At 69.7% G+C, this 12,068-nt stretch carries 12 protein-coding genes and 1 pseudogene; 6 read left to right on the forward strand and 7 right to left on the reverse strand.

All coding sequences use genetic code 11. The features are described 5' to 3' along the window. Nucleotides 1–8: 8 nt before the first annotated feature. Nucleotides 9–905, reverse strand: a complete 897-nt coding sequence (locus tag AACL56_RS04765; protein WP_339088685.1) for a DMT family transporter — start codon at nucleotides 903–905, stop codon at nucleotides 9–11. Nucleotides 906–948: 43 nt separating this feature from the next. Next, nucleotides 949–4,179 (reverse strand): excinuclease ABC subunit UvrA, encoded by a 3,231-nt coding sequence (locus AACL56_RS04770; RefSeq protein WP_425336984.1) that lies wholly within the window; start codon nucleotides 4,177–4,179, stop codon nucleotides 949–951. A 238-nt stretch (nucleotides 4,180–4,417) separates the two neighbouring features. Between AACL56_RS04770 and ssb the strand changes: the two are divergent. Further along, nucleotides 4,418–4,859, forward strand: a pseudogene (gene ssb / locus AACL56_RS04775) (single-stranded DNA-binding protein). 71 nt (nucleotides 4,860–4,930) lie between these two features. Here the strand turns inward: ssb and AACL56_RS04780 are convergent. The 3 genes from AACL56_RS04780 to AACL56_RS04790 form a co-directional block, all read right to left on the reverse strand. Continuing rightward, the gene (locus tag AACL56_RS04780) at nucleotides 4,931–5,329 is read right to left on the reverse strand and encodes a GFA family protein (RefSeq protein ID WP_339088687.1); all 399 of its coding nucleotides are present in this window, start codon (nucleotides 5,327–5,329) and stop codon (nucleotides 4,931–4,933) included. 19 nt (nucleotides 5,330–5,348) lie between these two features. Beyond that, nucleotides 5,349–6,062, reverse strand: coding sequence for a YebC/PmpR family DNA-binding transcriptional regulator (locus AACL56_RS04785; protein WP_339088688.1), 714 nt, complete (start codon nucleotides 6,060–6,062; stop codon nucleotides 5,349–5,351). A gap of 182 nt (nucleotides 6,063–6,244) precedes the next feature. Next, a complete protein-coding gene (locus tag AACL56_RS04790; RefSeq protein ID WP_339088689.1) occupies nucleotides 6,245–6,589 on the reverse strand; it encodes a hypothetical protein in 345 nt (114 codons plus the stop codon). A 172-nt stretch (nucleotides 6,590–6,761) separates the two neighbouring features. On the opposite strand from AACL56_RS04790, the gene AACL56_RS04795 reads away from it, so the two are divergent. From AACL56_RS04795 to AACL56_RS04810, 4 genes are read left to right on the forward strand one after another with little or no spacing between them, the layout of a single operon-like run. Continuing rightward, nucleotides 6,762–7,598, forward strand: coding sequence for an isocitrate lyase/PEP mutase family protein (locus tag AACL56_RS04795; RefSeq protein WP_339088690.1), 837 nt, complete (start codon nucleotides 6,762–6,764; stop codon nucleotides 7,596–7,598). A 43-nt stretch (nucleotides 7,599–7,641) separates the two neighbouring features. Continuing rightward, the gene (locus AACL56_RS04800) at nucleotides 7,642–8,397 is read left to right on the forward strand and encodes an energy-coupling factor ABC transporter ATP-binding protein (RefSeq protein WP_339088691.1); all 756 of its coding nucleotides are present in this window, start codon (nucleotides 7,642–7,644) and stop codon (nucleotides 8,395–8,397) included. Further along, the gene (locus tag AACL56_RS04805; protein ID WP_339088692.1) at nucleotides 8,390–8,983 is read left to right on the forward strand and encodes a CbiQ family ECF transporter T component; all 594 of its coding nucleotides are present in this window, start codon (nucleotides 8,390–8,392) and stop codon (nucleotides 8,981–8,983) included. The genes AACL56_RS04800 and AACL56_RS04805 overlap by 8 nt, the downstream gene beginning before the upstream one ends. Before the next feature lie 42 nt (nucleotides 8,984–9,025). Next, nucleotides 9,026–9,616 (forward strand): biotin transporter BioY, encoded by a 591-nt coding sequence (locus AACL56_RS04810; protein WP_339088693.1) that lies wholly within the window; start codon nucleotides 9,026–9,028, stop codon nucleotides 9,614–9,616. Nucleotides 9,617–9,631: 15 nt separating this feature from the next. Here the strand turns inward: AACL56_RS04810 and AACL56_RS04815 are convergent, their stop codons facing one another. Continuing rightward, complete coding sequence (locus tag AACL56_RS04815; RefSeq protein WP_339088694.1) at nucleotides 9,632–10,111, reverse strand: DUF6314 family protein; 480 nt, start codon at nucleotides 10,109–10,111, stop codon at nucleotides 9,632–9,634. Nucleotides 10,112–10,369: 258 nt separating this feature from the next. On the opposite strand from AACL56_RS04815, the gene AACL56_RS04820 reads away from it, so the two are divergent. After that, complete coding sequence (locus tag AACL56_RS04820) at nucleotides 10,370–10,750, forward strand: helicase SNF2 (protein ID WP_339088695.1); 381 nt, start codon at nucleotides 10,370–10,372, stop codon at nucleotides 10,748–10,750. A gap of 120 nt (nucleotides 10,751–10,870) precedes the next feature. Here AACL56_RS04820 and AACL56_RS04825 read toward each other — a convergent pair whose 3' ends face one another. Then, nucleotides 10,871–11,989, reverse strand: a complete 1,119-nt coding sequence (locus tag AACL56_RS04825; RefSeq protein ID WP_339088696.1) for a hypothetical protein — start codon at nucleotides 11,987–11,989, stop codon at nucleotides 10,871–10,873. Nucleotides 11,990–12,068: the final 79 nt, after the last annotated feature.

Raw genomic sequence — 12,068 nt, forward strand, 5'->3', positions numbered from 1 at the left:
CGCAAGCTTCAGCCCTTCGTCGGCGCGGTGCTGCGAGAGGGCCACAGCACCGATGCGATCGAGACCATCATCAGCGCCACGGCCACCCAGTCCTGCCAGTGCACGACCTCGCCGAGCCACACGGCGCCGCTGAACACGCCGAGCACCGGGATGAACATCACGCTCAGCGTCGATGCGATCGGCGGCAGGCCGCGCGCCAGGTAGAACCACGCGGCATGCGCGAACCCGAAGATCAGCACCGCGTTGTAGAGGATCGATCCCCATGCCACGCGACCCGGCCAGTAGAGCTGCTCGCGCTCGAAGAGCAGCGAGAGCACCGTCATCACCACGGCCGTCATCGCCGTCATCCAGAACGACAGCGTGAGCGTGGGCAGGCCGATGCGGGTGTGGCGCAGCAGTTGTGTGCCAAGTGCCCACGTGGCCGCCGCGACAAGTGCCAACGCCACATAGCCGGGCCGGCCCGAAAGGTTCGTGAGCTCGTGCCACAGCAACAGCCCCACGCCGAGCGCGCAGGCGCCCACGCCCAGCCACGCGCGCCGCGTGAGCGCGGCCGAGAACAGCAGCGCACCGATGACCGCTGAGAACACCGGCATCGTGTAGCCCAGGATCGCCGCGCGCCCGCCCGACAGCGCTTTCACTGCAAGGATGATGCAGGCGTGCCAGACGAACATGTTGGTGGCGCCCAGCCACAGCAGCTCGGGCCACGCGCTGCGCGGCACCCGGAACGGCACCTTGAGCCACACCAGCGCCAGCGCCAGAACCGGCAGGCCGAGCCAGATCGAGATCGCGCGAAAGCCCAGCGGCGGGTAGTCGGCCACGCCGAGCTTCATCACCGGCCAGTTGAAGCCCCACGCGAGCGTGAGGAGCACGAGGAGGACGAACTGTCGCGGTGTGAAGGAAGGCATGGGCCGCGATTGTGGCGCGGCCCATGCAAACGCGCAGGCTGCGCTACAGCAGGCGCTTCAGATACCGTCCCGTGTGGCTCGCCTCGTTCGCCGCGATGTCTTCCGGCGTGCCTTCGCCCACCACGGTGCCGCCGCCCGCGCCGCCTTCGGGGCCCATGTCGATCAGCCAGTCGGCCGTCTTGATGACGTCGAGGTTGTGTTCGATCACGACGATGGTGTTGCCCGCGTCGCGCAGCTGGTGCAGCACCTTCAGCAGCAGTTCGATGTCGGCGAAGTGCAGGCCGGTGGTCGGCTCGTCGAGGATGTACAGCGTGCGGCCGGTGTCGCGCTTGCTGAGCTCCAGCGCGAGCTTCACGCGCTGCGCCTCGCCGCCCGACAGCGTGGTGGCCGACTGTCCGAGCTTGATGTAGCTCAGGCCCACGTCGAGCAGCGTGCGCAGCTTGCGCTCGATGGTCGGCACGGCCTTCAGGAATTCGTGCGCGGTCTCGACCGTCATCTCGAGGATCTGCGCGATGTTCCTGCCCTTGTAGAGCACCTCGAGCGTCTCGCGGTTGTAGCGGTGGCCGTGGCAGACCTCGCAGGGCACGTACACGTCGGGCAGGAAGTGCATCTCGACCTTGACCACGCCGTCGCCCTGGCAGGCCTCGCAGCGGCCGCCCGCCACGTTGAAGCTGAAGCGCCCCGGGCCGTAGCCGCGCTCGCGCGCGGTGTTGGTCTCGGCCATCAGTTCGCGGATGGGCGTGAACAGGCCCGTGTAGGTGGCCGGATTGCTGCGCGGCGTGCGGCCGATGGGACTCTGGTCGACGTTGATGACCTTGTCGAAGTACTCGATGCCTTCGACGGCCTCGTGCGCGGCCGGTTCGTCGTGCGCGCGGTACAGCGTGCGCGCCACGGCGGCGTAGAGCGTGTCGTTCACCAGCGTCGACTTGCCCGAGCCCGACACGCCGGTCACGCAGGTCAGCAGGCCGACAGGGAAGGCCACGCTCACGTTCTTCAGGTTGTTGCCGGTGGCGCCGACCACGCGGATCTCCTGCAGGTCGGTCTGCGTGGCCAGGTGGGCGGCTTCGCGCGCGGCGCGGCGTTCGGCGGCCGGGCTCGGCGGGAAGCGCGAGGCCTTCCTGCCTTCGTTGAACGCGGGCTTGCTCACCACCGGCAGCCATGCCGTGCGCCGCCTGGGCACTTCGATCTTGCGCGTGCCCGAGAGGTACTGGCCCGTGAGCGAGTCGGGGTTGGCCGACACCTCGGCGTACGTGCCCTGCGCCATCACGCGCCCGCCGTGCACGCCGGCACCAGGGCCCATGTCGATCACGTGGTCGGCGGCGTGGATCATGTCCTCGTCGTGCTCGACCACGATCACGCTGTTGCCGATGTCGCGCAGGTGCTTCAGCGTGCCGATGAGGCGGTCGTTGTCGCGCTGGTGCAGGCCGATGCTGGGCTCGTCGAGCACATACATCACGCCGGTGAGGCCCGAGCCGATCTGCGAGGCCAGGCGGATGCGCTGCGCCTCGCCGCCCGAAAGCGTCTCGGCGCTGCGGTCGAGGCTCAGGTAGTTCAGGCCCACGTCGTTGAGGAACTTCAGGCGCAGGCCGATCTCGCGCACCACCTTGTCGGCGATCTCGGCCTTGGCGCCGCGCAACTGGAGCTTCTGGAACCACGCCAGCGAGTCGCGCAGCGTGAGGCGGCTCAGTTCGAAGATGGCCATGCGAGGCGGTTCGGCGCCTGCAGACCGGGGCTCGCCGCCGTCGGCCGCCTTGATCGACTCGTCCACCAGGAACACGTTGCGCGCCTCGGGCCGCAGCCGCGAGCCGCCGCAGTCGGGACACGGCTGCAGGTTGCGAAAGCGTGCGAGGTCCTCGCGCACCATGACCGAATCGGTCTCGCGGTAGCGCCGCGCCATGTTCGGGATGATTCCTTCGAAGGGATGCTTCTTCGTGAGCTTCTTGCCCGCGAAGTTGCCCGACTCCATGACGTAGTTGAACTTGATCTCTTCCGCGGCCGAGCCGTTCAGCAGCACCTGCTGCACCGAGGCGGGCAGCGATTCGAAGGGCGCGTCGACGTCGAACTTGTAGTGCTTGGCGACGCTCTCGATCATGCTGAAGTAGTAGCCGTTGCGGCGGTCCCAGCCCTTGATGGCGCCGCTGGCCAGCGACAGCGACGGAAACGCCACCACGCGCGCCGGGTCGAACACCTCGCGGTGGCCGAGGCCGTCGCAGCTGGGGCAGGCGCCCACTGGCGAGTTGAACGAGAACAGGCGCGGCTCGAGTTCCGACAGCGAGTAGTGGCAGATCGGACAGGAGAACTTGGCGTTGAACAGGTGCTCCTTGTCGGGCGCACCTTCGGTTCCCAGTTCCAGTGCAATGGCCCGGCCTTCCGCCAGGCGCAGCGCCGCCTCGAAGCTCTCGGCCAGCCGCTGCTGCATGTCGGCGCGCGCACGCAGGCGGTCGATGACCACGTCGATGTCGTGCTTCTCGGTCTTCTTGAGCTTGGGCAGGTCGTTGTATTCGTAGGTCTGCCCGTCGACGCGGAAGCGCACGTAGCCCGCGGCCTGCATCTCGGCGAAGAGCTCGAGGAACTCGCCCTTTTTCTCGCGCGCGACAGGCGCCAGGATCATGAGGCGTGGTTGATACGGTTCGCCCCCACGCTCGGCACTGTCGTGTCCTCGCTGCCCCCCGAGGGGGCTCTCGCCGCTTGGGGCGGCCCGGCGCGGCTCGGGCAGCGCCAGCACCGCGTCGACCATCTGCGAGACGGTTTGCGCCTGCAGCGGCAGGTGGTGCTCGGGGCAGTAGGGCGTTCCGGCGCGCGCGAACAGCAGGCGCAGGTAGTCGTGGATCTCGGTCACCGTGCCCACGGTGGAACGGGGGTTGTGGCTGGTGGCCTTCTGCTCGATGCTGATGGCGGGCGACAGGCCCTCGATCACGTCGACGTCGGGCTTGTCCATGAGCTGCAGGAACTGCCGCGCATAGGCCGAGAGGCTTTCCACGTAGCGCCGCTGGCCTTCGGCGTAGAGCGTGTCGAAGGCCAGGCTCGACTTCCCCGAGCCCGACAGGCCGGTGATGACCACCAGCTTGTTGCGCGGAATGTCGAGGTCGACGTTCTTCAGGTTGTGGGTGCGCGCACCGCGGATGCTGATGCGCTGCTGCGCCAGCACCGCGCCGAGATAGGCGTCGCGTTCGCGGTCGGCCTGTTCTTCCCGGTCTGCTGCTGCGGCTTTGTCAGTGGCTTTTGAATTCAAGGGGCGATCGTCCGAGGGCAACCGGACATGATAGACCGCCATCGATTTCATGGCGAGGGGGAGGGCTCCGGCGGTTTCGGCGCGCGGGCTTCGCATGGGCTGCATGCACCGCCGCGGTGCTCTGGTCCGCCGATCGCGTGGCGCATCGCAGGACGCCGGCCCAAGGGCCGTTGCCTGCCGACCGGCGGCGATGGGTCAAGGCGCCGGACGGCACGCCATGGGGCACAATCCGAGGCTCCTCTCAACCTCCTCCTCCATCTACTTATCAGGGGCAGTGCATATGGCATCGGTCAATAAAGTCATCGTCGTCGGCAACCTGGGGCGCGACCCCGAAATGCGGACCTTCCCGAGCGGCGATCAGGTCGCGAACGTCACAGTGGCCACCACCGATCGCTGGAAAGACAAGCAAAGCGGCGAAATGCGCGAAGCCACCGAGTGGCACCGCATCGTCTTCAACGGCCGCCTGGCCGAAATCGCCGGCCAGTACCTGCGCAAGGGCTCGCAGGTCTACGTCGAAGGCAGCCTGCGCACGCGCAAGTGGACCGACAAGGACGGCATCGAGAAGTACACCACCGAGATCCGCGCCGACCAGATGCAGATGCTCGGCAGCCGCCAGGGCCAGGGCGGCCCGTCGGGTCCGAGCGATGACGACGGCGGCTACGGCGGTGCCGGCCAAGTCGTCGTCGGGCTTCGACGACATGGACGACGACATCCCCTTCTGATCGACGGTTCCACCGTCCCGCACGCAAGGCCGGCCTCGAAAGAGGCCGGCTTTTTTCATGGGACGGGGCGTTCAGCCGTCGCTGACGTGCCCCTGGTACTGGGGCAGGTCGTCCGCGATCGTGAACCATGGCGCCTTCGAGCCCACGAAGATGTGCGCGCCCGGCCGGATCGCCGGCGGGTCGGTCAGCGTGCCCAGCGTGACGTGCACGAACTGCCCGTCGCGCACCACGGACCAGAGCAGCGAGCCGCAATGTTCGCAGTGGATGTCGCCTGCGTCCGGCTGGCCGTACACCTTCACCCGGTCCTCGCCCTGCGTGATCGAGAGCCTGCCGCGTTCGATGCCGGCGAAAGGCTTGAAGGCCGAGCCCGTCGCGCGCCGGCAGTCCGTGCAGTGGCAGTTCAGCGCGTAGGCGAAGGCGTCGGCCACTTCGTAGCGGACGGCGCCGCACAGGCACCTGCCGGAAAGCATGCGCGGCACGCGCCCGGCGTCAGCCTGCGAGGCCGACGAACACGTTCTGCACGTCGTCGTTCGCGTCGATGGCGGCCAGGAAGGTCTCGACCTCTTCCAGGTCCGCCGCGCTCAGGCTGGCCGGGTCGACCGGGTTCTTGGGCTTGTAGCCCAGCTTGGCCGACAGCACGGTGAAGCCCTGCGCCGGCAGCGCGCGGCTCACCAGGTCGAGGTCGGTGGCGTCGGTGAGGAAGACCACGGGATGGTCTTCGGTGGCCGGCTCGAAGTCCTGGGCGCCGGCTTCGATGGCGGCCATTTCGGCGTCGGCATCGGGTTTGGCGGGTTCGGCCTCGATCATGCCGACGTGGTCGAAGTCCCACGACACCGAGCCCGAGGTGCCCAGCTGGCCCTTGCGGAACAGCACGCGCATTTCGGGCGCGGTGCGGTTCACGTTGTCGGTCAGGCACTCGACCATCACCGGCACGCGGTGCGGCGCGAAGCCTTCGTAGATCACGTGCTCGAAATGCACCGATTCACCGGTGAGGCCGGCGCCTTTCTTGATGGCGCGGTCGAGCGTGTCCTTGGGCATCGAGACCTTGCGGGCCTGCTCCACCACGAGGCGAAGGCGCGAGTTGCCAGCCGGATCGGCGCCGTTGCGCGCGGCCATCATGATTTCCTTGGCGAGCTTGCCGAACAGCCGGCCCTTGGCATTGGCCGCCAGATCCTTGTGTTTCGCTTTCCATTGGGCGCCCATGACGTGTTTCCTTGAATGTGTGTTGCGGCCGGGTCTGGCGCTTGCCTGACTCTTGGCAGACTCTTGGCGGAAGGGCTGGATGACCGATTGGGGCGACTACTGTAGCCGCAGCGCAGGCGCCTGGGAACCGGCCGGCATGGCGGCGGCGTGCCGGCCCTGGGCCGACGCCCCGGAGGGCGGACTCAGGCGGCCTGCAGCGCGTCGTCGAGCACCGCTTCCAGGCTGGCCAGCGCCATGCGCCGCCCCTCGAACTCACCCGTGCCCAGCGCGCAGTCGATGCATGCGACCACGCTGCCGCGCGGCTGGCCGCCCGGGTACTTCCGCAGCGCCAGCCGGACGCGCGACGCGCTCTCCCAGGTGGAACTGTCGGCCGACCAGTGCGTGTCGGCAAAGCGGAAGACCACGCGCCCGGTGTCCTGCGCCACCACCTCGGGCGGGTACACCCACAGCGTGTTGCGCGCTTCCCAGGGCGTGGTGCGGACGGTGTAGCGCCCGTCGGGCGAGGTCGACATGATTTCGCTGTCCATCGCGATGCTCCTTTCGTGCCCGATCCTATGGGGTGCCGGGTGCCGGGTGCCGGGTGCCGGGTGCCGGGTGCCGGGTGCCGGGTGCCGGGTGCGAACCGCAGTTTTCTCCAAGTCCGGCCGGCCCGTCCCGTCTACGCTGTGTTCGTTCCCACTTCCCCCGAAAGAAACGACCATGCGATCCGACGACGCCTCACGCCAAGCCGACATCTTCCACCGCCTGCATGCAGGCCCCGGGCCGCTGGTGCTGGTCAATGCATGGGACGCGGTGAGCGCCCGCGTCGTCGAGCGCGCCGGGGCGACGGCCATCGGCACCACCAGCGCGGCCATGGCCTGGACGCTCGGCTACGCGGACGGCGAGCGCATGCCGGCCGAGGAGCTGGTCGCAGGCTGCGCCCGCATCTGCCGCGTGGCACGGGTGCCGGTGAGCGTGGACATCGAGCGCGGCTTCGGCGACAGCGCGCAGGCCGTGGCGGGCGTGGCGGCGCGGCTCGTCGGCATGGGCGTGGCCGGCATCAACATCGAGGACGGCACGGTGCCCGGCACGTCGGACCTGGCGCCGCCGGAGGTGCTGTGCGCGCGCATCGCCGCCATCCGGAGGCTGGACGACCGCTTCTTCATCAACGCGCGCACCGACGCCTACTTCGTGCCCTGGGACGACCCGGCGGCGCGCTTCGAGGAGGCGCTGCGCCGCGCGCGGCTGTACGCGGAGGCGGGCGCGGACGGCATCTTCGTGCCCGGCATGACCCACCCCGAGGAGATCGCCCGCCTGTCGGACGCGGTGAAGCTGCCGCTGAACGTGTACGCGGGCTACGCCGGGGCGCCGCCGGCCGAGGCGCTCGCACGCGCGGGCGCGCGGCGCATCAGCCTGGGCTGCGGGCCGCTGCAATCGGCGCTGGGGCTGGTCGGACGCATCGCCGCGGAGGCCTTCGCGCAGGGCAGGTTCGGAGCAATGGGCGAGGGGATGCTGTCGGTCGGCGAACTCAACGGGCTCTTCGCCACCGCGCCCTGAGCCCTGCAGCTGCGCCCGCGCGTTCGGGTACAGTGGCGGCCCCTTGCCGCCGCCGACCCCGCCACAGCCCGGCGCTTCCAGCGCCCCCCGCAGCATCCGCCTCGAGGCGGTGACGCTGGTGCGCGGCAACCGGCGGGTGTTCGAAGGCCTCACGATCGCGCTGGACGAATCGCGCATCGGGCTGGTCGGCGACAACGGCGCGGGCAAGAGCAGCCTGTTCCGGCTGATCAGCGGGCTCGACCAGCCGGCGCAGGGGCGCGTCACGGTGCACGGCTGCGACACGCAGGCCGACCGCAAGCAGCTTTCCCGGCATGTGGGGCTGATGTTCCAGAACCCGGACGACCAGATCATCTTTCCGACCGTGGCCGAGGAACTCGCCTTCAGCCTCACGGCACGTGGCGAGGCGCGGCAGACGGCGCGGCAGCAGGCGCGCGAATTCCTCGCGCAGCGCGGGCTGCAGGACTGGGCCGGGCGCGCCGTGGGCGAGCTGAGCCAGGGCCAGCGCCAGCAGGTGTGCCTGCTGGCGCTGCAGATCAGCCGGCCCGCGACCCTGCTGCTCGACGAGCCTTTCGCCAGCCTCGACCTGCTGAGCCAGGCGCGGCTGGCCGCGCAGCTCGACGCGACCGACCAGCAGATCGTCGTGTCCACCCATCTGCTGGAGCACGTGCACGACTTCGAGCGCGTGCTGTGGCTCGATCAGGGTCGGGTGCGCGCGGACGGTCCGGGCCGCGAGGTGTGCGAGGCCTATTCGGAGAACGTGCGCGAGCGCGCGGCGGCCGAGCGGGGGCGCGGTGCGTAGCCTCTACTCGGAGCAGCCCACCTGGATGCACGCGATGGCGGCATGGCTGAAGCTGGCGGTGCTGTCGGCGTGCGGCACGCTGCTGGTGCTGGTCGACCGCCCTGCGGTCCTGGCGGCGGCCTGCGCGGCGGCGCTGCTGCTGTTCGCGTCGCTCGGGCCGCCCGCATGGCGCCGCGTTCGCATGCTGCTCGGCGTGGCCATCGCGGGCGGGCTGATCGTCGGCTTCCACTGGGCCATGGGCACGACCGTGCTGGGCGCGGCCAGCGCATTGCGCCTCGGCAGCGCCGCCACGCTCGCGCTGATGCTCACGCTGACCACGCGCTTCGAGGACCTGCTGGCGGTGCTCGAGGCGGTGCTGCACCCGCTGCAGCGCTTCGGCGTTCCGACGGAGCGCATCGCGCTCGGCCTTGGCCTGATGCTGCGCTTCGCCGAGAATTTCTATGTGCAGTGGCAACGGCTGGACGATGCCTACCGGGCGCGCACGGGCCACGGCGGCGGCCTGCGGCTTCTTGCACCGCTCACCATCCGCACGCTGCAGACGGCCGAGCGCGTCGCCGATGCGCTGGCCGCGCGGCTCGGCCGCTGATCCCTTCCGTTTCCACCCGACCTTTTTCCGATAGCGAACGCCATGACCACCACAGGCTCCCTCACTTCGTCCCGTTCGCTGTCCTACATCGCGCTGTTCGCGGCGCTGATGGCGGTGTTCGGCCTGATCCCCAAGATCGACCTGCCGTTCGGCGTGCCGATCACGCTGCAGTCGCTGGGCGTGATGCTGGCGGGCTGCCTGCTCGGACCGCGCCGCGGCTTCCTGGCGATCGCGCTGTTCCTGCTGGCCGTGGCGCTGGGGCTGCCGCTGCTGCCGGGCGGCCGCGGCGGGCTGAGCGTCTTCGTCGGACCGACCTCGGGCTTCTTGTTCGGGTGGATGTTCGGTGCATTCACCTGCGGCCTGCTGATGCGCCTGGCAATGCGCCGCATGGCGGGCGCCACCGGCCTGCCGCTGCTGGCGGCGGCTTTCCTGTCGTCGCTGGTCGGCGGGATCGTGGTGGTCTATGCCGTCGGCATCGCCGGGCTCGCGTGGATCGCCCACATGTCGCTGTCGCAGGCTGCGCTGGCCATGCTGGTTTTCATTCCCGGCGACCTGATCAAGTGCGGCGTCTGCGCGATGCTCGTGCAGACGGTGATGCGGGGCCTGCCGGGCTGGCGGCTCGATCGCGACTGAGAAGGGCCCGGCCGGCTATCCGGCGTGCCGCCTGAAGACGGTGGCCGACAGGTAGTCCTTGCGCGGACCGTGCACCGTGTGGCGGATGACGAAGCTGCCGTCCGCGAGAAAGCGGTAGCTGCTGTCGTAGGTGTCGGGCGTGCACAGGTGCGTGGCCGAGCCGGCCAGCGCGTCGCCGTCGCGTACCACCTCGATGGCGAGGAACAGGCGTGGGGGGCTCTCGGCGAAATGCACGACGAAGCCGCCAGGGGCCCTTTCGAACAGGTACTCGCGGTGGCCGTCGAACTCCTTGCCATCGGCCAGGCGGATGCGGCCTTCCTCGCGGTACCTCGACCAACCCTGCGCCGTGGGCGTGAACACCGCCATGCCCGTCATCGTGGCCTGGCCCTCGATGGTGCGCTCCAGGGTCCAAGCGCCTGTCAGCCGGTCGAACACGGTGCCCGGCGTGCCCCACGGGGCCCGGATGGTCGGAGGGGTGGAAGCCGGCGCATGCATGCGGCGACTCTACGGCAAGGGGCGCACCCGCTCCCGGACGGGGTGATTGTTTCCAATGTGTGAACACCGTGGTTCGTTTGTCTAAGGGTTTTTACTTAGATCGAGGCGCACAATTCATCTCACGGACCAGCCACCCGGTTGACCCGAAAGAACAGGGCCCCGAGCGAGGTGGCCGCCCCCGGAGGGACGGTGACCCACCCAAGACCGGTTCGAAATCATCCAAGTGCAAAAAGAACTGAACGAACAAAGGACAACCAAATGACCGCCTCGAAGCTCCTCTCCGCCATCTCCATCGCCCTGCTGGCCGCCGCCGGTGCCGCCCACGCCGAAACGTACGACGGCGTGCATCAACTGACCTCGGCCGCCAGCCGTGCCGACGTCGCCAGCCAGGCCGTGGTCGCCGCCCACAGCGCCAATCCCTACGCCACCGGTGCCAACGCCGGCCCGGCGCCCGTGATCGTGTCGACCGCCAACCGTGCTGCCGTCCGTGCCGAAGCCGTGGCCGCCGCCCACAGCGCCGACCCGTATGCCGAAGGCGCTACCGCCGGTGTCGCACCGCTGGTCGCCAGCACGGTGGACCGCGCGGCCGTGCGTGCCGCAGCCCGCGCTGCCGCCCGCGGCGACAACCTGCCGCTGTAATCCGCTGCACCAGCCTGCGGGCTGGACAAGCACAGAAGGCCGGCCATGCGATTGCATGGCCGGCCTTTTTTTTGTGCATCAGCGAGGGGCCGCGGCTAGGCGCCTCGGCGCCCATGCGCCTCAGCGCAAAGGCAATTCGCGCAACGCCGCCACGAGGAACGGCGGCCCGTCCGGCATGGCCGCATCGTGCAGCGCGACGAACCATTGCGACGCACCCTCGCGTGCGGCGTGCGCGCCGAGCGTCCATGCATAGATGCGCCGGTCTTCGCGCGCGTCCCCGCACAGCGCGGCGGTCTCGTCGCGGCACTCGTCCACCAGCACCGCACGGCCGCCGGGTTCGTGGCGGATCGCCCGCTGCATCAGCCGGACGACGATGCGTTCCGGCGCCACCGTGCGTTCACCGTCGCGCGCGGCCGGCACCGTGGCACGCAGGCGCTGGTCCAGCGGCGCATTCATGCGAAAACCTTCGCCGACCTCCAGCGACATGTTCTCCAGCGCCACGCGCACACGGCGGCGCTCGCGCAGCGTCGTCGCGATGAACGTCACCGTCGCCACAGAGAAGATGCCGAAGAAGGGAACACCCGCCAGCAGCCACAGCCATTCCCAGCCGCCGCGCAGCGACCAGGTGATGGCCTCGAAGCCGAACGACGCCATGAAGCCCAGCACCGCCAGCGCGACCAGCCATCCGATCCAGCCCGCGGCCGACCGCTTCACGCGCTCGGTGGCCTGCGGCGCGTCGGAGGTCCATTCGGTCGCGAGGCGTTCGGCCAGCGGCGGCAGCCCGACCACGCGCGGGTCCGGCCAGGGCGACCAGAAACCGGCGGGTGCCGGGTCCGACAGCGCGATCCATTGCACGTCGGTCCACGTGGGCGCGAAGGCGGTGGCGGTTTCCTCGCCTTCCACGCGCAGCGCGGGCGCGGCGATGCCCTCGGGCGGCGCGTCGTCGAACTCGCGCATGTACACGCCGGGCGCGCGGTGCATGCGCCGCGAGGCGATGTCGACGATCAGCGTGTCGGTGCCCACCATCGCCGCCTGGTAGCGCCCGTCGGACGACGAGCGCGCATGGCCCGGCGCCTGTCCGAGCGTGTGGGCGATCAGGTCGATGGAAGGGTGGCGCAGCGGCATGAAGAGCCGCGAGCATAGCCATTCGCCCGGCATGGCGGCGGTGCCGGCTCGGCGCCCTGCGGCCGCGCGTTCTTCGCCGAAAGGCGCATTGCCTTGCCCCGGTGCATCCTTCATGATGGCGCGGCGCGGAAGGGTGGCCGCAAGGTCTCATGCTTTCGCATTAATGCGCCATCCTGGTGCGGTGGGCGAGAAT

This window comes from Variovorax paradoxus (genome assembly GCF_902712855.1).
Taxonomy (GTDB): domain Bacteria; phylum Pseudomonadota; class Gammaproteobacteria; order Burkholderiales; family Burkholderiaceae_C; genus Variovorax; species Variovorax paradoxus_Q.